The 19,306-nt window shown below is 72.9% G+C and carries 17 protein-coding genes and 1 pseudogene; 5 read left to right on the top strand and 13 right to left on the bottom strand.

Annotation, left to right across the window (positions count from 1 at the left end; all coding sequences use genetic code 11):
* Positions 1-119: 119 nt before the first annotated feature.
* From AB0383_RS43285 to AB0383_RS43260, 6 genes and pseudogenes are all read right to left on the bottom strand, one after another.
* Positions 120-2,033 (bottom strand): annotated as a pseudogene (locus tag AB0383_RS43285) (penicillin-binding protein 2); the annotation flags it as partial.
* The gene (locus AB0383_RS43280; RefSeq protein WP_364186389.1) at positions 2,033-2,746 is read right to left on the bottom strand and encodes a hypothetical protein; all 714 of its coding nucleotides are present in this window, start codon (positions 2,744-2,746) and stop codon (positions 2,033-2,035) included. The pseudogene AB0383_RS43285 and the gene AB0383_RS43280, both read right to left, overlap by 1 nt.
* Complete coding sequence (gene rsmH / locus AB0383_RS43275; RefSeq protein ID WP_366190313.1) at positions 2,743-3,699, bottom strand: 16S rRNA (cytosine(1402)-N(4))-methyltransferase RsmH; 957 nt, start codon at positions 3,697-3,699, stop codon at positions 2,743-2,745. The genes AB0383_RS43280 and rsmH overlap by 4 nt, the downstream gene beginning before the upstream one ends.
* 215 nt (positions 3,700-3,914) lie before the next feature.
* Entirely contained in the window at positions 3,915-4,346 is a 432-nt protein-coding gene (gene mraZ, locus AB0383_RS43270; protein WP_220242238.1) for a division/cell wall cluster transcriptional repressor MraZ, read from the bottom strand.
* A 968-nt stretch (positions 4,347-5,314) separates the two neighbouring features.
* The gene (locus AB0383_RS43265; RefSeq protein WP_366190312.1) at positions 5,315-6,418 is read right to left on the bottom strand and encodes a lysylphosphatidylglycerol synthase transmembrane domain-containing protein; all 1,104 of its coding nucleotides are present in this window, start codon (positions 6,416-6,418) and stop codon (positions 5,315-5,317) included.
* Between the two features lie 98 nt (positions 6,419-6,516).
* Positions 6,517-7,302, bottom strand: coding sequence for a hypothetical protein (locus AB0383_RS43260; RefSeq protein WP_364186392.1), 786 nt, complete (start codon positions 7,300-7,302; stop codon positions 6,517-6,519).
* A gap of 120 nt (positions 7,303-7,422) precedes the next feature.
* On the opposite strand from AB0383_RS43260, the gene AB0383_RS43255 reads away from it, so the two are divergent.
* Entirely contained in the window at positions 7,423-7,875 is a 453-nt protein-coding gene (locus AB0383_RS43255) for an Lrp/AsnC family transcriptional regulator (protein WP_364186393.1), read from the top strand.
* Between the two features lie 13 nt (positions 7,876-7,888).
* Here AB0383_RS43255 and AB0383_RS43250 read toward each other — a convergent pair whose 3' ends face one another.
* The 4 genes from AB0383_RS43250 to AB0383_RS43235 are packed head-to-tail and all read right to left on the bottom strand — an operon-like array spanning position 7,889 to position 10,124.
* The gene (locus AB0383_RS43250; protein WP_366190311.1) at positions 7,889-8,608 is read right to left on the bottom strand and encodes an ESX secretion-associated protein EspG; all 720 of its coding nucleotides are present in this window, start codon (positions 8,606-8,608) and stop codon (positions 7,889-7,891) included.
* Complete coding sequence (locus tag AB0383_RS43245; protein ID WP_364186395.1) at positions 8,605-9,171, bottom strand: PPE domain-containing protein; 567 nt, start codon at positions 9,169-9,171, stop codon at positions 8,605-8,607. The genes AB0383_RS43250 and AB0383_RS43245 overlap by 4 nt, the downstream gene beginning before the upstream one ends.
* A 34-nt stretch (positions 9,172-9,205) precedes the next feature.
* Positions 9,206-9,751, bottom strand: coding sequence for a DUF3558 family protein (locus tag AB0383_RS43240; RefSeq protein WP_364186396.1), 546 nt, complete (start codon positions 9,749-9,751; stop codon positions 9,206-9,208).
* Entirely contained in the window at positions 9,744-10,124 is a 381-nt protein-coding gene (locus AB0383_RS43235; protein WP_366190310.1) for a hypothetical protein, read from the bottom strand. The genes AB0383_RS43240 and AB0383_RS43235 overlap by 8 nt, the downstream gene beginning before the upstream one ends.
* Before the next feature lie 389 nt (positions 10,125-10,513).
* Between AB0383_RS43235 and AB0383_RS43230 the strand changes: the two genes are divergently transcribed.
* From AB0383_RS43230 to AB0383_RS43220, 3 genes are read left to right on the top strand one after another with little or no spacing between them, the layout of a single operon-like run.
* Positions 10,514-11,473: a MoxR family ATPase gene (locus AB0383_RS43230; RefSeq protein WP_255638198.1), complete on the top strand. Its 960-nt coding sequence runs from the start codon at positions 10,514-10,516 to the stop codon at positions 11,471-11,473.
* Positions 11,474-11,506: 33 nt separating this feature from the next.
* Positions 11,507-12,778 (top strand): DUF58 domain-containing protein, encoded by a 1,272-nt coding sequence (locus AB0383_RS43225; RefSeq protein WP_366190309.1) that lies wholly within the window; start codon positions 11,507-11,509, stop codon positions 12,776-12,778.
* A complete protein-coding gene (locus AB0383_RS43220; protein WP_364186399.1) occupies positions 12,775-15,345 on the top strand; it encodes a transglutaminaseTgpA domain-containing protein in 2,571 nt (856 codons plus the stop codon). Before AB0383_RS43225 ends, AB0383_RS43220 begins: the two co-directional genes overlap by 4 nt.
* 257 nt (positions 15,346-15,602) lie before the next feature.
* On the opposite strand, the gene AB0383_RS43215 is transcribed toward AB0383_RS43220, so the two are convergent.
* The 3 genes from AB0383_RS43215 to AB0383_RS43205 all read right to left on the bottom strand — a co-directional run bounded on the left by AB0383_RS43215 (position 15,603) and on the right by AB0383_RS43205 (position 18,313).
* Positions 15,603-16,010, bottom strand: a complete 408-nt coding sequence (locus AB0383_RS43215) for a DUF3040 domain-containing protein (RefSeq protein ID WP_364186400.1) — start codon at positions 16,008-16,010, stop codon at positions 15,603-15,605.
* Positions 16,011-16,254: 244 nt separating this feature from the next.
* Positions 16,255-17,472 (bottom strand): DNA polymerase IV, encoded by a 1,218-nt coding sequence (locus AB0383_RS43210; RefSeq protein WP_366190321.1) that lies wholly within the window; start codon positions 17,470-17,472, stop codon positions 16,255-16,257.
* A gap of 103 nt (positions 17,473-17,575) precedes the next feature.
* A complete protein-coding gene (locus AB0383_RS43205; RefSeq protein ID WP_366190308.1) occupies positions 17,576-18,313 on the bottom strand; it encodes a methyltransferase domain-containing protein in 738 nt (245 codons plus the stop codon).
* A gap of 117 nt (positions 18,314-18,430) precedes the next feature.
* Here AB0383_RS43205 and AB0383_RS43200 point away from each other — a divergent pair, with 117 nt between their 5' ends.
* Positions 18,431-19,303: a ParA family protein gene (locus AB0383_RS43200; RefSeq protein ID WP_364186402.1), complete on the top strand. Its 873-nt coding sequence runs from the start codon at positions 18,431-18,433 to the stop codon at positions 19,301-19,303.
* The last annotated feature ends 3 nt before the right edge of the window (positions 19,304-19,306 follow it).

Genomic DNA, 19,306 nt, shown 5'->3' with positions numbered 1-19,306 from the left:
GGACTATCGCAGCCGGAAACACACGGCCCGGGGCCGCCTCGCTCGGTGCGAGGCGGCCCCGGGCCGTGTGTTGCGAAGGCGTTCCGGTCGTGTCGCGGGAACGTCGCGGAACCGTACGGGATGATGAGCGGGACCTCCGGCGACGGACCGTCGGACAGCGGGATCTGGTAGCGCTGCGTGAGGTACGAGGCGATGGAGTGGAACAGCGGGCCAGCCGAGTGCCCGGCCGGCAGCGTGGTGTCGGGGGCGTCGAGGCGGATGCCGACGACGAACCTCGGGTGGTCGGCGGGCAGGATCCCGGCGAAGGTGATGTTGGCCAGGCTCTGGCTGTAGGCCTTCGTGCGCGGGTCGACCTGCTGGCCGGTGCCTGTCTTGCCCGAGATCTGGTAGCCCTCCAGCGCGGCCGACGGCGCCGTACCCGCGTTGGGGCTCTTGGCGTTCTGCACCACCGCGCGCAGCATGTCGCGCACCGTCGTCGCGGTCTGCGGGCTGACCACCTGCACCGGCTTCGGCGCCGGCTCGGGCACGACCGTGCCGTCCGGGTTCTTCTTCGCCTTCACGATCCGCGGCGGCACGCGCAGGCCGTTATTGGCGATCGTCTGGTACATCCCGGCCATCTGGACCACGGTCATCGACAGGCCCTGGCCGATCGGCAGGTTGCCGAACGTACTGGCCGACCACTGGCTGCGCGGCGGCACGTAACCAGGGCTCTCACCGGGCAGGCCGAGGCCGGTGCGCTGGCCGATGCCGAACTTCTTCAGCAAGTCCGAGTAGCGGTCCGGGCCGATCTTCTGCGCCAGCTCCAGCGTGCCCACGTTGGAGGACTTGGCGAAGATGCCCGTGGTGGTGAAGTTCTGCGTGCCGTGCACCCAGGCGTCGTGCACCGTGCGGTCGGCGATCTTGATCTCGCCCGGCACCGCGATCGTCGACTGCGGCGTGGCGATGCCCTCGTCGATGGCCGCGGTGGCCGTGACGATCTTGTTCACCGATCCCGGTTCGTACGGTGTGGTCACCGCGCGGTCGTTGAGCAGTTCGTCCTGGAAGGTCGACTGGTCGTTCGGGTTGAACGTCTTGTCGTCGGCCAGCGCGTAGATCTCGCCGGTCTTCGAGTCCATGATCACGGCCTGGCCGCCCTTTGCGTGCGACTGCGCGACGTAGTCGCTCAGCTGCCGCTGCAGCTCGTACTGCAGGTCCGAGTCGATGGTGAGCTCGAGGTCCGAACCGGGGATCGCCGCCTGCAGCACGTGCTCGGAGCCCGGCAGATACAGGTTGTCGTTGCCGTTCTGGGTGTTCACGATCTCGCGGCCCGGCGTGCCCGCCAGGTCGTTGTCGCGCGACTGCTCCAGCCCGACCACGCCGTGGAGGTTGTGCTTGGACACGTCGGGGTCGTCCATGCGCCAGTTGGCGAGGCCGACGATGTTCGACGCGAGCGTGTCGCCCGGGTATTCGCGCATCGCGCGGTTCTCCACGCCGATCCACGCGAACTGCTTGACGATGTCGGTGGCCACGGACGGCTCGACGTTGTCCACGAGGTAGGTGAACGACTGCGGCTTGTGCAGCTTCGTCAACAGTTCCTGCTCGGTGGTCAGGTTCGGCACCTTGGCGGCGATGTACTTGGCCGCCTGCGTCACCTCGCTTTCGAAGTTCACCCCCTTCGCGGGGTTCTTCTTCGCGTAGTCGTCCATCGTCTTGTGCAGCACGCGCAGGTTCACCGACAGCGTGCGGGTTTCCACGCTGAAGGCGAGCTTGTTGCCGTTGCGGTCCACAATGGACCCGCGCTGCGCGGGGATGTCGATGGTGAGGCTGCGCTGCCGCTCGGCCGCGGCCGAGAGCGTGGGCGCCTCGAACCACTGCACCTGCACCAGCTTCACGCCCGCGACGACCATGAGCGCCACCAGCAGGATGCGCACCGCCGAGAAGCGGCTGCGCTGCCCGCCGTTGCCGCGCTTGGCCACGGCGCGGCGCGTGCCCGCGGCGTAGGTCCGCCGGGCGCTGCCCGCGGCACGCGCCCGGCTCGCCCCCGAAGCCACCATCACTGTCCCGCGGACGGCAGGTCGCCCTCGATGCCGCCCTCTTGCTGACCCGAAGCGGGCTGACCGGTGTTACCGGGCTGCGGCGGCGTCTCGTTCGTCGAGCCGGCGGCAGGCTGGGCCTTCGTCGGCTCGCCGACGACGGTGGTCTTGCCGTCCGGCCCCACCACGATGCGGGCCGGGTCGCCGCCGGGCACCATGCCCAGCTGCTTCGCGGCCGGCGCCAGCGACGCGGGCGACTGCGCCTTCGCGACGTCGCGCTCGAGCCGGTCCTTGGCCTCGGCCAGGCCGGCGTTGGTCGTGCGCAGCTGCTCGAGGCGGTAGGAGTCGGCGATGGCCTGCGTGGTCAGCCACAGCGTCGAGGCGACGCCGACGGCCAGCAGCCCCATCATGACCAGCACGAACGAGGCGCGCGAACGCGGCCAGCGCAGCAGCAGCCGCTTCGGCTTGACCTCGGCCTCGGTGCGTTCGACCTGGGCTTGGGGCTTCTTCGGCTCCCGCTGCTGCAGCAGGTCGGCCCGCTGCGCGCGGCGCGCGTACGCCCGCTCCGCGGCCGTGGTGCGGCCGCGCGAGGACCGGCGCGGCGTGGTTTCCGGCTGCGCGGTGGTGCGGCCGGTCGTGGTCTGCGGTTCCTGCTCGACCGTGGTCCCCGCTTGCGCGCTCCGGCGCGTCGCCGGCGCGCCGGAGCGGCGGCGGGACTTCGTGGGTGCGGTCATCGCGGCTCTCCGATCCTCTGTGCTGCCCGCAGCCGCACGGAGGCGGCCCTCGGGTTGTGCTCGATCTCGCCTTCGCCTGCCTTCTCGGCTCCTCGGGTCAGGAGTTTCAGCTCGGGGCCGTGCCCGGGCAGTTCGACCGGGAGCCCCTCCGGGGTCCGCGACTTCGCGAGCTCCGCGAACGCCTGCTTCACCAGGCGGTCTTCGAGCGACTGGTAGGACTCCACGACGATGCGGCCGTCCATCGCGAGCGCCGAGAGCGCGGCCGGCATCGCCCGCCGCAGCACTTCCAGCTCGCCGTTGACCTCGATCCGCAACGCCTGGAACGTGCGCTTGGCCGGGTGCCCGCCGGTTCGGCGGCTCGCGGCCGGCACGGCGTCGTAAAGCAGCTCGACGAGCCGCGCGCTGCGCGTGAACGGCTCCTTCTCCCGCTCGGCGACGACCGCCCGCACGATCCGTTGCGCGAAGCGCTCTTCGCCGTAGTCGCGCAGGATCCGGATCAGCTCGCCGGGTGTGTAGGTGTTGAGCACGTCGGCGGCGGTGAACCCGGTGGTCGGGTCCATTCGCATGTCCAGCGGGGAGTCCTTCGAGTACGCGAAGCCGCGTTCGGCGCGGTCCAGCTGCATCGAGGACACGCCGAGGTCGAAGAGGATGCCGTCCACACGGGACAGTCCCAAGCCCTCGATGGCTTCGGGGAGCCCGTCGTAGACGGTGTGGATGAGGTCGACGCGGTCACCGTGCCGCGCGAGCCGCTCGGCCGAGCGCTCGAGCGCGGCGGGGTCGCGGTCCAGCGCGACGAGCCGCAGGCGGGGGAAAGCCGTGAGGAGCGCGTCGGAGTGGCCGCCGAGGCCGACGGTCGCGTCGACCAGCACCGCGTCGCGGTCGGCGAAGGCGGGGGTGAACAGCTCGACGATGCGGTCCAGCAGCACCGGAACGTGCTCGTGTTCGGTCGCCATGCCCCTCCCCCTTTCGTGCTCCGAATTCCCGGGGAAGATGCGGCGGATGCCGTCAGGTCCCTGCCCGCCCGCGGTCCGACCTGGCACCGGGGAAGGTGCGCCAGGGCCAAAGAGCGGACAGAGGCCTCACGGCATCCGCGGGGACGTTTTCCGGTTCCACGGCCTCGGCGGACCCGCGTCCCCCGACGACGCAGGTGCTCCGGTGTCCGTGTCCCCTAGAAGACGCCCGGTAGAACTTCCTCTCGAGCCTTCGCGTAGCTGTCCTCGTGTTCGTCCAGGTAGCCCTGCCACGCCTGGGCGTCCCAGATCTCCAGCCTGGTGATCGCGCCGATCACCACGCACTCCTTGTTCAGCCCGGCGTAGCGCCGGAGCTCGGACGCGATGGTGATGCGCCCCTGCCCGTCCGGGCGTTGTTCGTCTGTTCCAGCGAACAGGTAGCGCTGGTAGGCCCGAACCGCCTCGTTCGTGAACGGGGCGTCGGCGACCTTCCGTGCCATCTGCTCGAACTCGGCGCGGGGGAAGACGAAGAGGCAGTGGTCCTGCCCCTTGGTGACCATCAGCCCGCCGGCCAGCTCGTCGCGGAACTTCGCGGGCAGCGCGAGCCGCCCTTTGTCGTCCAGCTTCGGGGTGTGGGTGCCGAGGAACACCGGCCTCCACCTCCCTACCGGCTCCGGCTGGCGAACCACCCGACTCCGGCCCCGGGGCTCCCTTCTGCCCCACTGGTCACCACCGTACCCCACTTTTCACCACAGTCAACGCGACCTGCCTCGCGTTAACTCCGTCGTGTCACGCGTTTACGCAGGTCAGCGCCGTGGGGCCTGGTGGGGGGTGGGTGGGGGCCCGTGGTCAAGATCCCCCGCGCCGGGGTCTCGGAGCAACCCGACCGGGTGCCGGACGTCCGCGGAACGGCAGCGTGAAGACCAGGGATCCCCTGGGTGGGGCCCGGTGGGGACCCCGGTGGGGCCCGGTGGGGATCGCAGTGGGGGCCGCGGGTGGGGCCGCGGGTGGGGGCGGTGGGGATCGCAGTGAGGCGCGGTGGCGACGCGGGTGGGGTGAGGTGGGGAGACCGGCGGGGCCGGGCCGGGGCTTGCGGTGGAGCGACGTGGGGACTCCGGGAAACACCTGGTCAAAGGGCACTCGCGGTCGCCGGGCCCTGGCAGTTGCAGCGCGCCCGTGGCCACCGGACCCTCGGGGTCGCCCAGCACTCGCGGTCGCCCAGCACTCGCGGTCGCCGGACGCTCGGCAGTCACCGCGCACCCTCGCAGTCGCCGGACGCCCGTGGTCGCCGTATTCGACGGACCTCGTAGTTACCCAGGCAGCCGCCGGTCCTCGCGGTCGCTGGGCCTCGCGGTCACCGATCGCCGGTGGCCCAGGAACCTCGTGGTCACCAAGCACTCGCGGTCGCCGGACGCCAGTGGTCGCCAGGCCCTCGCGGTCACCGATCACCCGTGGCCACCGGACCTTCGCGGCCACCGTGCGCTCTTGGCCACCGAATACTCATGACCACCGGACTCTCCCAGTCACCGTGCACCCCGCAGCCGCCGGGCACTCAAGGCCACCGGACCCTCGCAGTCACCGGGCGCCCGTGGCCACCGGGCTCGAACGTGAGGGCGGATCAGGCCTGGGGCAGGGCGGCGGCCGCGGTCGGCTCGTGGCCGTGGGCCGGCGTCGCGTGCGGTTGCAGGGCGTAGACGACCCAGCCGACGAGCGACAGGCCCGCCCAGCTGATCGCGCGGTAGATGAGCACGGTCGCGGCGGCCGGTGCGGCGGGGACGCCCGCGGCCACCAGCACGCCGAGCAGACCGGCTTCGGCGAGGCCGGCGCCGCCGGGAAGGATCTGGAGGGCGATGCTGGCCTGGACGACCAGGAAGCCCACGGCGAGGACGTCCCAGCGGATGTGCGCGCCGGTGCCCTCGGCGCTGGCGATGAGGGCGAAGAAGTCGAAGCCCCAGCTGGCGAGCGCGAGGACCAGCAGAATGGTCCAGCGGGTGCCGCCCGGGCGCAGCCGCGCGACGCGTTCCGAGAGTTGCAGCGCGGCGGCGTCGGCTTTCTCGAGCCAGGTCTTGCGGCAGGTGGCGCAGGTGCCCGGGGTGCGGCCGAACACACGCAGCAGTGAGGTGAGCCCGCGCTGCAGGACGGCCGGGTGCGTCAGCAGCGCCCACACCCCGGCGGAACCCACCGCGACCACGATGGCCGCGGGCACCGCCAGACGCAGCGGCACCCGGCCGGCCCAGGCGAGCCCGAACCAGCCGAGGACGATGAGCAGCACGGTGGTGATCACGCCGGCGAGCAGGACCGCCCAGGCCGACAGCGCGCTGTCGACGCCGCGGCGGCGCAGCTGGTTGATCGCGTAGGCGAGCGAGCCCGCCCCGCCGACCACGGGGACCGTGGTGGACACGGCGTTCTGCGCGAAGGTGATGCCCTGCACGGTCGAGGCCGGCACGTGCGCTCCCCCGACCAGCAGCAGCTGGCGGTGCAGTTCGCCGTACACGGCCAGCGCCGCGAGCCCGGCGAGCCCGGCGGCCGCGACCCAGCCCCACTGCACGTGGTCGAGCTGCGAGAACTCCGTGGCCAGCTCCGGCACGCGCCACACGAGGTACCCGAGGGCGGCGGCCACGACAGCCCAGTGGAGCGCGGGCCGCCAGGGTAGGCGGCGCCGCGCCCGCGTGCGGTGCTCGACCGCTCCGGACTCCGTGTCCGCCATTTCAAGGCTCGTCACGCCCGCCTCCTCCCACGCTTCTCTTACTGGCGACAACCCCAGTGTGCGGCCGGGCATTCCGACCGCCACGGCGTGAAGTATCACGCCGCGAAGTGGGGTCAGCGGGGTTGACCTGCCCCGACCGGCTGCCGTGCGGCCGGCAACCGGCCGACGAGGTGGTCGGCCGTCAGCAGCCCGGCCCCCGCCAGAGCGAACGCCACCACCGGCCCGAGCGGCACCACGCACCACGCCGTGACCACGGCGAACACCAGCGTCCCAGGCAGCGAGCGCAAGGCGGAGCGCACCAGGGTCTCCGCGGCGGCGAAGCCGGACCCGTGGTGGGTGGTCGGGGTGAGGATCGCCAGCACGACCGGCGTGCAGGCGAGCACGCCGGCCAGGTGCGGGCCCAGCAGGCTCGACAGGACGGCCAGCGCCGTCACGACGGCCGCCGCGGCGCCGACGCGCACGGGCACGTCCCAGCGCGGGGCCGGCGCGACGGTGTCGACCCGGGGCGCCGGCGGCCAGGTCACCAGCCCGACGAGGACGACCGCGCCGGTCACCGCCGCCGCGAGCCACGGCGAGCGCACTTCGGCCACCAGCGACAACGCCCCGGCGGCGATGGCGAGCGCCATCGTGACCGCGACGGCCGGGCGCCGCACCCGGCGGGCGACCCGGCCGTAGCCGAGGCAGAAGGCCGCCACCACGAGCTGGCCGGCGATCATCCCGCGCGCCGCGTCGGCCACGGCGGCGGTGCCGTCGCGCGCGAGGAGGACGAGGAGGAACGGGAAGGTGGTCGTCGGGAAGCCGGCGAGCCGCCCGCCGAGCCGCGGGCCGTAGCGGCGCTGGACGACGGTCACGAGCAGGACGCTGAACACGGGCAGAACGGGCGGCAGCAGGACTTCCATGCCCTGAACGTTTCCAGGAAGTCCGCCGAAGGTGGCTCGGAAATCACGGGACCCGCCGCGTCACCGCCGAGCTTTCCTCGGCCCTTGCCCGGTCACACCGAGTTCTGCACAATCGACCGGGTGGACGCCATCGACCGCTCGCTCGTCCGGCTCCTCGAAGAGGACGCCCGCCGCACCTACAACGAGCTCAGCGCCCAGGTGCGCCTGTCGGCCAACACCGTCGCGGACCGGGTCCGCCGCCTCCGCGCCGCCGGTGTCATCCGCGGCTTCCGGGCCGATCTGGACCCCGCCGCCCTGGGCCGCGGCCTGACCATGGTGAGCGACATACGCCTGCGCGAGGACATCGACCGCACCCACTTCGAACGCGACCTGCACGGCGTCCCGCAGGTCGTGTCGGGCGCCCGCATGACCGGCGAGTACGACTACCAGCTCCGCCTGGCCTGCCTGGACCCCGCGGAGTTCGAAACGGTCGTCGACCGCCTCAAACGCGAGCACGGCGTGCGCGAGCTGCGCAGCCGCCTGGTGCTCCACGAGCTCGACGTGAGCGCGACCGGCCTGCTCGACCTCGCGTGAGGTGCCGGCCGGCTCAGCAGAACAGCGCCAGCACCCGCTCGACCAGCCGCGGCCCGTCGACCGGGGCGACGTTGACCCAGTCCTGGCCACCCCGCCCGCTCGACACGCCGGCGGAGTACGCGCCCACGTCGGTGTCGAACCAGGTCAGCCCGCCGCAGCGCTCGATCCGCCCGCCGCTGTCCCGCGTGTAGACGCCGAACTGCCCCGCCGCGAACACCGGCCGCGCCTGGATCGCGGCGACCTCCTCCGCCTGGCGCGCCGTCGAAGCCGAGGTCGCGACCGACGTCGAATCCCACCCCGAAGCCGGCAGGCTCACACCGAACCCGGGCCCGGCGGACAGCTCCGGCAGCACCTCGACGAGCGCCGACACGAGCTCCCCCTCACGGATCTCGCTGAGCCCGATCGTCCGTTCCGGCTGCACCGCCAGCACCCCGTTGCGTCCGCGCACGGCGGTCACGGCGCGGAACGGCGTGTCGGCCGTCATGTCCACCAGGGCTTCGCACGCGACGTAGCGCGAACCGCTGTCCAGCAGCCTCAGCCGGTTCTGCAGCTCGGGCGCGAGCTGCCCGTCGAAGAGGCCGCGGTCGGTCAGGCCGCGGTAGACCTCGGCGCGCACGGCCGCGCGTTCGGCCTCCGTCGCGCCGACGCCGGGCACCGCCAAGGGCACCGGCACGTGGCCGAGCCCGAGGTCGTGCCACACCACGTCGAAGGCCGACGCGGAGAGCCGGATCAAGCCGGCCCCGAGCCCAGCGCCGGGGCGTCCGGGAACGCGATGCCCGGCACCAGCCCGTGCAACGCCGTATCGCGGGTGCGCACGACGTCGATCGCCTTCTGCCGCGCCGCTTCGGCTTCCGCGCGGCGCGCGTCCATCGCGAAGGACAACCCGGCGAGCTCCAGGACGTTGCCGCTCGCGGCGGCCGAGCGGATCATCGCCGCCGGGTCGAACTCGACGGGTGGCGGCATCTCGGCCCGCGCCCGTGCCGCGACGTCGGCCTGCCCCGCCACCGAGTCACCGACCACAGTGGACACGGCGGCGGACTCCCCGAGCCAGCCGGCCGCCTGCGCGAGCACCGCGCGCATCGCGTCGCCCGCCTCGCCTTCCCACGTCTCGTGGCTGCCCGCCGACAGCGCGGCCAGCGACGCGGTCGAGTCCTCGAACTTGCGCGCCAGCTCGGTCCAGCGCGCCCCGGCCTGGCCGGCGGCGACGGGGTCGTTGCCGTGCTCGACCTGCGCCGCCAGCGCCTCGTGGCTGAAGGACTCGTAACGGGCCGTCGGCTCGGGCACGGCTGCGGACACGGCACACCTTCCGGTTGACGGGATCGGGAAACGCTCAGGGCAGCTTCGGCTCGACCAGCCCGGCGACGGTCGCCGCGCGGGAGCACGCCAGCGTGGTGTCGGAGAAGCTCGCGTTGCTCACGTCCACCTGCACGCTCGCGGACTCCCCGACGCCGAGCAGCACGGCGCACGTGCCGGCGGCGGCCTTCTTGTCCGCCACCTGCAGTGCCTGGTGCGCGCCGACCTTCTTGTTGGTGCGGGTGCCGTGGGAGACGTCGAGGTTGGCGAGCCCGGCGGTCTCGTCGAGCGTGACCGTGACGCCGAACGTCGAGGGCACGGTCCAGTCGCACGCGCGCGCCGGGCCGATCGTCTTCGGCTTGCCCAGCTCGGTGAGCCCCGCGCTCGAGCGGTCGCTCGGCGAGAGCAGCGCGCACGGGTCCAGATCGGCCAGCGTCTCGCGGGCCGCGCTCGACGGCGCGGGCTCCGGGCCGCCGTCGGCCGCGACCGCCTTCGGGGTCACCGGGCGGCCGCACGCGGCGAGCACCACGAGGGCCGGGACGACCGGCACGAGCAGCAGGAGCTTGCGCACGGGCTCAGCCACCGGCGCAGTCCACGCCGGCGGCCGCCGCGTCGTCTTCGCGCTGGTACTTTTTCAACGCGCTCGCGATGCGTTCCTTGAGGTCTTCGATCTGCTTGCCGAACGCGGTCAGCTGCGCGACCGCCGACCCGTCTCGGCCGAAGCCGTACTGCGCCATGAAGGCGCCGACCTCGCCGGCGTACCCGCTGCCGAGCGGCACCGAGCGACCCAGGACGTTGGCTTCGCGGACCATCTCGCCCACCACGTCCTGCAGCTCGCCGAGCTTCGTGTAGGTGGCTGTCGCCAGCTCCAGCGCCACCGCGAACCGGCCGGAGCCGGATCCCGAACTCGTCAGGCCCGGCACGTCGGGCAGCGGTGCGGCCCCCACCTCGCTCATGAGCGGTTACGCCTCTCCGTAGTCGAGCGACCTCGGTTTCGGAGCATACGTGAGAGCAGTCCGTCAGCGGGAGCACCCGAAAACGGGCCTCCGTACACCCGAACGGTGGACGGAGGTCATTACCGGAGAGTCATCGGCGGCCGTTCGCGGGGTTCCGGCGCCGAGTTCGCCCGAGTTTGACACACTGCATGGAAGGCTGATCGCTGCGCGGACAGCGAGCGACCCGGCGGAGCCGGTGGAAGCCGCACAGCCATGCGCCACCAGGAGGACGAGTGACGTCGAGAATCCAGTCCGCCACCCCTGCCGGACCGCAGGGCGGCGGGGCCGGGCAGCCGCCCTACCCCTCGGCGGATGCCCCGAACGGGCGAGGCAACGGGTACGCCCCGAGAGTGTCCCTCGACGAGCTGCACGACACGGCCCGCCGGATCGCCGCCAACGTCGAACGCGTGCTGGTCGGCAAGCCCGACGTCATCCGGATCGCGCTGGTGACCCTCCTCGCCGAGGGTCACCTGCTCGTGGAGGACGTGCCGGGCGTCGGCAAAACCTCGCTGGCCAAGGCGCTCGCGCGGTCCATCGACTGCACCGTGAGCCGCGTGCAGTTCACCCCCGACCTGCTGCCGAGCGACGTCACGGGCGTGTCGATCTACAACCGCCAGACCGGCGAGTTCGAGTTCCGGCCCGGCCCGGTGTTCGCGAACATCGTGGTGGGCGACGAGATCAACCGCGCCTCGCCGAAGACGCAGTCGGCGCTGCTCGAGTGCATGGAAGAACACCAGGTCACGGTCGACACGAGCACGTACCTACTCGGCGCGCCGTTCATGGTGATCGCCACACAGAACCCGATCGAGATGGAGGGCACCTACGCCCTGCCCGAGGCCCAGCGCGACCGCTTCACCGCGCGGGTGTCGATCGGCTACCCCGACCAGCAGGCCGAGCTGGCCATGGTCGACGAGCACGCGGGCCACAACCCGCTGGCCGAGCTGTCGGCGGTGTCCGACGGGGCGACCGTGCAGCGGCTCATCGAGACCGTGCGCGCGGTGCACATGGCGCCCGAGGTCCGCCGCTACGCCGTGGACCTGGTCTCCGCGACGCGGCAGGTGCCGGAGATCCGGCTGGGCGCCTCGCCGCGCGCGACGCTGCACCTGGTCCGCGCCGCGCGGGCGCAGGCGGCGCTGTCGGGCCGCGAGTACGTGGTGCCGGACGACCTGCACACGGTCGCCGTGCCCGTGCTGGCGCACCGGCTCGTGCTCACCACCGAGGCGCACGCCGCCCGCCGCTCGGCGACCGACGTGGTCCGCGCTGTGCTGCACCGCGTCCCCGTCCCCCAGGGCTCCACCGGCACCCGCTGACCGGCGATCCCCTTACCCGAATCCGAGAACCGCATGCTGCGTGCACTGTCCGGCCTCACCACCCGTGGCCGCTGCCTCCTGGCCGCGGGGATCGCCGCGGCCGTGTGCTCGCTGGTGCTCAACGAGCGTGACTTGCTGCGCGTCGCCGTCTTCGTGGTGGCGCTGCCGCTGCTGGTCGCGGCGTTCATCTCGGCGACCCGGCTGAGGCTCGGCGCCACGCGGGCGCTGCGGCCGGAACGTGTGGCCGTCGGCGCGAGCGGCGAGGTGCACCTCGAGCTGTGGCGCAGCGGCCGGCTCCCGGGCGGTGAGGTCCTGCTCGAGGACGGCGTGCCGTACGCGCTGGGCTCGAAGCCGCGGTTCGTGGTCGAGCGGCTGCCACACGATCGCCGGGTGCTGCTGCGCTACCCGCTGCAGCCGCCGCTGCGCGGGATCCAGCAGGTGGGCCCGTTGCGCGCGACGATCACCGACCCGTTCGGGCTGTGCGAGTTCGAACGCGAGCTGATCGGGCACTCGCGGCTCGTGGTGGTGCCCCGCGTGGTCGGTCTTTGGGGGCTGCCCGGCGGCGCCGGGGTCGGCGCGGGCGACGACGGCACCGTCCGCCTGCACGCCGGTCAGGGTGAGCCCGACGTGATCGTGCGCCACTACCGCACCGGCGACGACATGCGGAAGGTCCACTGGCGCTCCACCGCCCGCCGTGACGAGGTCATGGTGCGCGTGGAGGAACGGCCGTGGCGGGGCGGCACGACCGTGCTGGTCGACCACCGCGCCGCCGCCCACCACGGCACCGGGCCTACGGCCAGTCTCGAGTGGGCGGTGTCTTTCGCGGCTTCGGTGGCGCTGCACCTGCGCCGCTCCGGCCACCGCGTCCGCCTGGTCACCGAACATGGCATCGCGCTCGCCGACACCCCGGGTGAAGGCGGCGAAGGCTACGACAACGTGGTGCTCGACGCGCTGGCCGGGCTGCAGCCCGCGCATCAGCGCGACGTGACACTGGGCCACGACCCGGCCGAAGGACAGGAGCTCATCGCGGTGCTCGGCACGGTCAGCGCGGAGTCGGTGCACGAGCTGGCCCGCTACCGCCCACGCGGTGTGCGCAGCCTCGCGGTCGTGCTGGACACGCCGAGCTGGGCCGGATCCGGCTCGTCCGACCACCAGGCCGCGGCCACGAAGGACGCCGCCGAGCTGCTGCGCGCGAACGGCTGGGGCGTCGTGATCGCCGGCCCGCAGACGCAGATGCCGCAGGCGTGGGCCGAGCTGTGCCGCACGGGTGCCCACCGCGGCGCCCTGATCGGCGGTGCGCGATGACCACGACGGCACCCCGTCCGCCCGTTTCCCAGGCTCCCCCGCCGATCCCGCACACGCCGACCCCGCAGCCGGCCGCCCAGCCGCCGGTCTGGTCCAGCGGGATCCTGCCGCCGGTCGCCGCAGGCATCGCGACGCTGTGCGCGGCCACGTCGCTCACCGGCGTCGTTTCCGGGTGGGCGTGGTTCGGCTACCTGTTCGTCGCGGTCATCCTGATCGCGTCGACCGGCCTGGCGTTGCGCTCGCTGCGCGCCCCGACCGTGCTGGTCGGTCTCGGCCAGCTTCTGGTGCTGCTGTTCCTGGTCACGGGCGCGTTCACCACGCAGGGCGTCCTCAAGATCATTCCGGGGCCCATGGCCTTCGGCGAGCTGCAGGCGACGCTCGCGGCGTCGGCCGAGCAGATCCGCACCGGGCTGCCGCCGGTCGAGGGCACGCAGCCGATCCTGTGCCTGGTGACGATCGCGATCGGGCTGGTCGCGGTGCTCGTCGACACGCTCGCGGTGGCCGCCGCGGCACCGGCGGCGACCGGTCTGGTCCTCCTGTGTGTGTACGCGGTGCCGGCGGCGCTGTCCGACGAAATGCTGCCGTGGTGGACGTTCCTGCTCGGCGCGGCCGCGTTCGCGTGCCTGCTCGCCCTCGACGGCAACCACCGGCACCGGCGCTGGCGCAACCGTGAGGCACCGGGTTCGGGCGGGCGCGCGCGAGCGTTGCAGGCGCCCGTGGCCGTGGTGAGCGCGGCCGTCGTGCTCGGTCTGCTCGGCGGCGGGATCACGTGGGTGGGCACCGTCGGGAAGATCCCCTTCGGCGCCGGCTCGGGCGCGGGCGGTGACGGCAGCGGCGGGTTCGGCGTCGCGCCGTTCACGCAGCTGCGCGGCCTGCTCGACCAGGGTCAAAACACCGAGCTGTTCCAGGTCCGTGGTCTCGGCAACGACCGGCGGTACCTCCGGGCGTTCACGCTCGACACCTACACGCCCAACCAGGGCTGGGGCCTGCGCGGCGGCGGTCAGGCGCAGACGGGTGTGCTGGCCAACAGCACCCTGCCCGCGGCGCCCGGCGACGACGGCACCGGCGTGTCGCGGCAGATCCAGATCCAGCCCACGCAGTGGGTTGACAACTGGCTGCCCGTCTACGGTGCACCGCGCGCGCTGCGCGGGCTTTCGCCGCAGTGGCTGTACGACCGGGTCAGTGGCGCCGTGTTCACCACGAAGAGCGAGTCCGCGCCGACCTACACCGAGGTCGCGTCGCTGAAGGAACCGACGGCCGCCGAGCTGCGGGCCACTGATCCGAAGTCCGACGAGGTGCCGGCGTTCTACTCGCAGATCGGCCGAGTGGACCCACGGGTCGTCGCGAAGACCAACCAGCTCATCGCGGGCAAGACCGACAACTTCGACAAGGCCACCGCGCTGTGGCAGTTCTTCAGCGCGCAGAACGGTTTCGTGTACGACACGAAGACCGCGGACGCCACCGACGCGGACGCACTGGCCGACTTCATCCTCAACGGCAAGCGCGGCTACTGCGAGCAGTACGCGTCGGCGATGGCCGTGATGCTGCGCGTCGCCCACATCCCCGCGCGAGTGGCCATCGGCTTCACGCCGGGCGTGCCGAAGGGTGACTACCAGTCGATCAGCTCACAGGACGCGCACGCGTGGGTCGAGGCGTACTTCGGCGACAAGGGCTGGGTCAGCTTCGATCCGACGCCGCTCGCCGACGGCCGCGGCATCGTCCCGGCGTACCTGCAGCAGAACAACAAGAACTCCCAGCAGCCAGACGCCACCGACGATCTGCCCACCGCGCCGCGCTCCAACGCCCCGGCCACGCAGTCGCCCCTCGACAAGGGCCAGAACGAGGCCACCCCGACCACCACGGCCACGGCCGAATCGCACGACGGCTGGCTCGCGATCCTCGCCGCCGTGCTCGCCGTCCTGGGTGCCGCGGCGGTGGTCACGGCGTACGTCCTGCGGCGGCGGCCTCCCGCTCCGGGTACCGCGACTCCGGGCCTGCCGCCCGGCGCCGTCCCGGACGGCGACGTCCTGGTCCATGCCCCGGCTCCCACGGCCGCACGCACCAGCCAGGTCGCCCTGTGGCTGCCCCTGGCGGGCGGCGTGCTCCTCGTTGCCGCGCTGGGTTTCCTGGCCGGCCTCGTGGCTTGGTGGTTCGCCGTGATCGTCGTGCTGCTCCTGGTCGGCTTCGGCGGCCCAGCGGCCCTGCGCGACTTCTCCCGCCGCCGCCACCTCCAGGCGATCGTCACCCACGCCCCCGGCTCCGCCGACGCGGCGTGGCGCGAACTCAAGGCCGAGTGCGCCGACCGCGGCCTGCCGCTGGCCGGCAGCGACACCGTCCGCGTGGCCGGCCAGAAGATCGCCGAACGCCACCACCTCGACGACTCCGGCCGCGACAGCCTGCGCACGGTGATCGGCGCCGTCGAGCGCACTTGGTACAGCGGCGCGACCACGGCGGACCCGGAACTGGCCCCGGCCTTCGACCGCCTCCGCCACAGCCTGCGTACGACGGCCCCCCTGTCCTGGCGGGGACGGCTGTTCCCGAAGTCGATCCTCCGACGCCGCTCCTGACCTGACGCGGTTACCGGCCCCGGCTCGTCGGCCCTGACGACCGGGGCCGGCGGCTTGTCTTGGGTGAGCCGGCAGGGGTGTGACGACCCGGCCCGGCACGTGCGGCCCGGGGCCGAAGAGTCACCCGGTGGTGCACGATCGAACAGGCCTCGGACAACGCCCGCGCCGTGGCTGCTTCGGCTGGACCCGCGCACACGAGAATCCGCGCTCCACCCCAGCCGGGTGAAGCGCGGATCCCACGACGTGGCCGAAGGGAGCTACTGCTCCTCGAAGCGCTGGCGGAAGCGCTCTTCCATCCGTTGCGTGAACGAGCTCTTGCCGCCCGATCCCTTGCCGCCACCACCGCCGCGGCCGGAGTCTTTGCCGCCTCCACCGCTGTCGCCGTGCCGTATCGACGTGACCGCCAACATGACCCCGAAGAACATCACGAGGAACCCCAGCACGCTGATCAACGGGATGTCGGCGACCCGCAGCACGGGCACCACCACGCCGAGCACCAGGAGCGCTACCCCCACCACGAACAGCGCGATCCCTTGGATGCGCCGTCGACGGGCGGGGCGGCGCAACCGGGTGCCACGCACCGTGGATGCGAACTTGGGGTCCTCGGCATAGAGCTCGCGCTCGATCTGATCGAGCAGCCGCTGCTCATGCTCGGAGAGTGGCATCTTTCCTCCTCCGGCACAGCTGTCGCGGGCGCCGGGCCGCGCAACGTTCTGGACCCAACTGCCGGCCCCAGGCGGGGCGGCACTGTCCAGGATACGAGCCCCGCGCGCGTCCGACTACCCGATCCCGCATCCAGAAGGGATCGAATTGGGGGAAATCACGACTGACGTGGGTTGACACTGGGTCACGACGGCCCGGTGACGGTACAACGGGCGACACAATAGACGACACAATGGGCCACGCAGTTCACGTCTCGCGGGGCGTCAGCAACGACGCCGGACGCACCGCGGCCGACCCGAACTTCGACCTCGCCACGTCGGCGGCCACTTCCGCGTCGCGCCAGCGCGGCTCGGCGGAGGCGAACTGGAGCTGCTCGCCGCCCTCGCCCGTGTCGAGGCCCTCCACGCGCACGCCGATCAGCCGCACGGCCCCCGTGGGCGCGTGCTCGGCCAGCAGCTCGACCGCCGTCCGGTGGATGTCGCGCGCGACGTCCGTGGCCGCGTACAGCGTGCGCGCCCGGGTGATCGTGGTGAAGTCGGCGAAGCGGACCTTGATCGACACCGTGCGCCCACGCAGCCCGCGCGCCCGCAGGGTCGCGCCGACCCGTTCGGACAGCCGCAGCAGCTCCAGCCCGAGCTCGTCGCGGCTGTGCAGGTCGACGTCGAACGTCCGCTCCGCCCCGATCGACTTCTCCGCCGCCTCCGGGACCACGGCGCGGTCGTCGTGCCCGTTGGCCAGCGCCCACAGCTGGTCCCCCATCGCGTTGCCCAGCGACCGCCGCAGCCGCGCGGGCGGCGCGGCGGCGACGTCGGCGATCGTGTGCAGCGCCTGCCCCCGCAGCTGCTCCTCGGTGCGCTTCCCCACTCCCCACAGCGCCGAGACCGGCAACGGGTGCAGGAACGCCAGCGTCTCGGCCGCCGGCACCACGACCATCCCGTCGGGCTTCGCCATCCCCGACGCGAGCTTCGCGACGAATTTGACCTTCGCGACGCCCACCGAGCACGTGATCCCGTGCTCGGCCTGCACCCGCGAACGGATCCGCGCGCCCAGCCGCGCGGGCGTGGCCCCCAGCCGCCGCAACGCCCCGCTCACGTCGAGGAACGCCTCGTCGAGGCTCAGCGGCTCCACGAGCGGCGTCAGCTCGCGGAAGATGTCCATCACCTGCCGCGAGACCTCGCCGTAGAGCCCCGACGTGGGCGTGATGCAGATCAGGTGCGGGCACAGCCGTTTCGCCGTGGAGAACGGCATCGCCGACTGCACGCCGTACTTGCGCGCCGGGTAGTTGGCCGCGGCCACCACCGACCGCGGCCCGCCGCCGGACACCACGACGGGTTTGTCCACCAGCTCAGGCCGGGTCCTCAGTTCGCACGACACGAAGAACGCGTCCATGTCGACGTGCAGGATCCCGCAGCCGGTGTCGTCCGGCAGCGTCTCGGCACCCGTGGTGACGCGGTAGCGGCCCATGCCGCTGGGCAGTTCGGTGTTTCTGCTCCCCACGGGAACCGACGCTACCGGGGACCCCCGACAATTCCGGGAACGCCCTGCTCAGCGCCGGAAGCTCGCAGGTTCAGACCTGCGCGGGCCGCGCTATCGCGTGCAGGCGCCCGGCCACGTCGCGCAACGCCGGCACCGCGGCCGCCGCCAGCTCGAACTCCGCCAGCTCGTCCTCGCGCACCTCGCCGGGCACGACGTCGGAGATCACGCGGTCGCCCTGCAGCAGCGTCACCTCGAGGCCCGCCGCCACCAGCAGGTCGGTCAGGCCGGCGCTGTCGAAGCGGCGCAGCACGGTGTCGCGCCCGCCGGGCACCACGCCGTCGGCGCCGTCGAGCAGCCGCTGGGCCTCGGCGATCCGGCCGGCCAGCGCGCGATGCAGCACGGCCGCGTTGCGGTTGGCCACGAGCACGGACAGCGCCCCGCCGGGTGCGACGGCCGCGGCCAGCGCGGCGAGAGCCACCGCCGGATCGTCGACGACCTCGAGCAGGCCGTGGGCGAGCACGAGGTCGGCCGAGCCGGCCTCGACGTTGGCGCCGAGGGCGTCGGAGTCGTCCGCGATCACCGTGATCCGGTGCGAGACGCCCTCCTCCTCGGCGCGCCGGCGCAGCGTCGCCAGCGCGTTGGGATTGGGCTCGACCACGGTCACGAGGCAGCCCGCCGACGCGAACGGCACCGCCCAGCCGCCACTGCCGCCGCCGACGTCGACGACGGAGGGCTGCTCCACGCCGCGGGCGCGGGCAGCCCGCAGCTCCGCCTCGAGCGCCCGGCGAACGGCGCCCGAACCCCGGGCCGCCACGGTGTCCGTCTTCATAGTCGGACAGGGTAGTGCCCGCCTGCCGGTCACCCGCCGTCACCCGGGCCTGCCCGGAAGAGGTGTTCGGCACCTTCCTCGCGACCCGCCCCGCCCGCGGCCCGTAGGCTGTGCCGAGTGCACACGGTCGCCGTTCTCAGCCTCAAGGGTGGCGTCGGTAAAACGACGGTCGCGCTCGGTATCGCGTCGGCCGCTCTGCGTAGGGGTACCCGCACGCTCGTGGCCGACCTCGACCCGCAGGGCAACGCCACCACCTCGCTCGATCCGCCCTACACCGACGCGACGCTCGCCGACGTCCTCGAGACCCCCGCGCGGGCGGTCCTCGAACGCGCGATCGCGCCCAGCGTGTGGAGCGACGAGGTCGACGTGCTGGTCGGCACCGAGGAGCTGGAGCTGCTCAACGAGCCAGACTCCGACGGCCGGCGCCTGGAGAACCTCTCGCGCGCGCTCGACGAGCTCCACCAGAACCCGCTGCGTGAAGAGCCGTACGAGCTCGTGGTCATCGACTGCCCGCCGTCACTCGGCCGGCTGACGAAGTCCGCCCTCGTGGCGGCCGACAGCGCTCTGATCGTCACCGAGCCCACGATGTACGCCGTGGCGGGCGCCCAGCGCGCGCTGGAGGCCATCGAGCGCATCCGCGAGGAGAGCAACCCGGGTCTGCGCCCGATCGGCGTGCTGGTCAACAAGCTGCGCGTGCGCTCCTACGAGCACCAGTTCCGCGTCGCCGAGCTGCGCGAGAACTTCGGCTCGCTGGTGATGCCCACGGCGATCCCCGACCGGCTGGCCGTGCAGCAGGCGCAGGGCGCGTGCAGCCCCATCCACGAGTGGCACTCCCCCGGCGCCCAGGAGATCGCGCTGACGTTCAACATGGTGCTGGCCAAGATTCTGCGGTCCAACCGCGCCGGGCGCCACCGCGTGCGCGGCGACGAGGACGAGGCCCTCGAGACCACCGCCGAGCCGTCGGCGACCGTGCCCGACGCCGCGGGCTGAGCC

Origin of the sequence: Amycolatopsis sp. NPDC051373 (assembly GCF_040689465.1) — a bacterium.
Taxonomy (GTDB): domain Bacteria; phylum Actinomycetota; class Actinomycetes; order Mycobacteriales; family Pseudonocardiaceae; genus Amycolatopsis.
Note: the sequence above shows the minus strand (reverse complement) of the source record. Positions and strands in the feature narration are given on the sequence as shown.

Coding starts and splice junctions, on each gene's coding strand:
- AB0383_RS43280 (WP_364186389.1), bottom strand. CDS start 2,746: ATGACCGCACCCACGAAGTCCCGCCGCCGCTCCGGCGCGCCGGCGACG.
- rsmH (WP_366190313.1), bottom strand. CDS start 3,699: ATGGCGACCGAACACGAGCACGTTCCGGTGCTGCTGGACCGCATCGTC.
- AB0383_RS43260 (WP_364186392.1), bottom strand. CDS start 7,302: ATGGAAGTCCTGCTGCCGCCCGTTCTGCCCGTGTTCAGCGTCCTGCTC.
- AB0383_RS43235 (WP_366190310.1), bottom strand. CDS start 10,124: ATGAGCGAGGTGGGGGCCGCACCGCTGCCCGACGTGCCGGGCCTGACG.
- AB0383_RS43225 (WP_366190309.1), top strand. CDS start 11,507: ATGCTGCGTGCACTGTCCGGCCTCACCACCCGTGGCCGCTGCCTCCTG.
- AB0383_RS43220 (WP_364186399.1), top strand. CDS start 12,775: ATGACCACGACGGCACCCCGTCCGCCCGTTTCCCAGGCTCCCCCGCCG.
- AB0383_RS43215 (WP_364186400.1), bottom strand. CDS start 16,010: ATGCCACTCTCCGAGCATGAGCAGCGGCTGCTCGATCAGATCGAGCGC.
- AB0383_RS43210 (WP_366190321.1), bottom strand. CDS start 17,472: ATGGGCCGCTACCGCGTCACCACGGGTGCCGAGACGCTGCCGGACGAC.
- AB0383_RS43205 (WP_366190308.1), bottom strand. CDS start 18,313: ATGAAGACGGACACCGTGGCGGCCCGGGGTTCGGGCGCCGTTCGCCGG.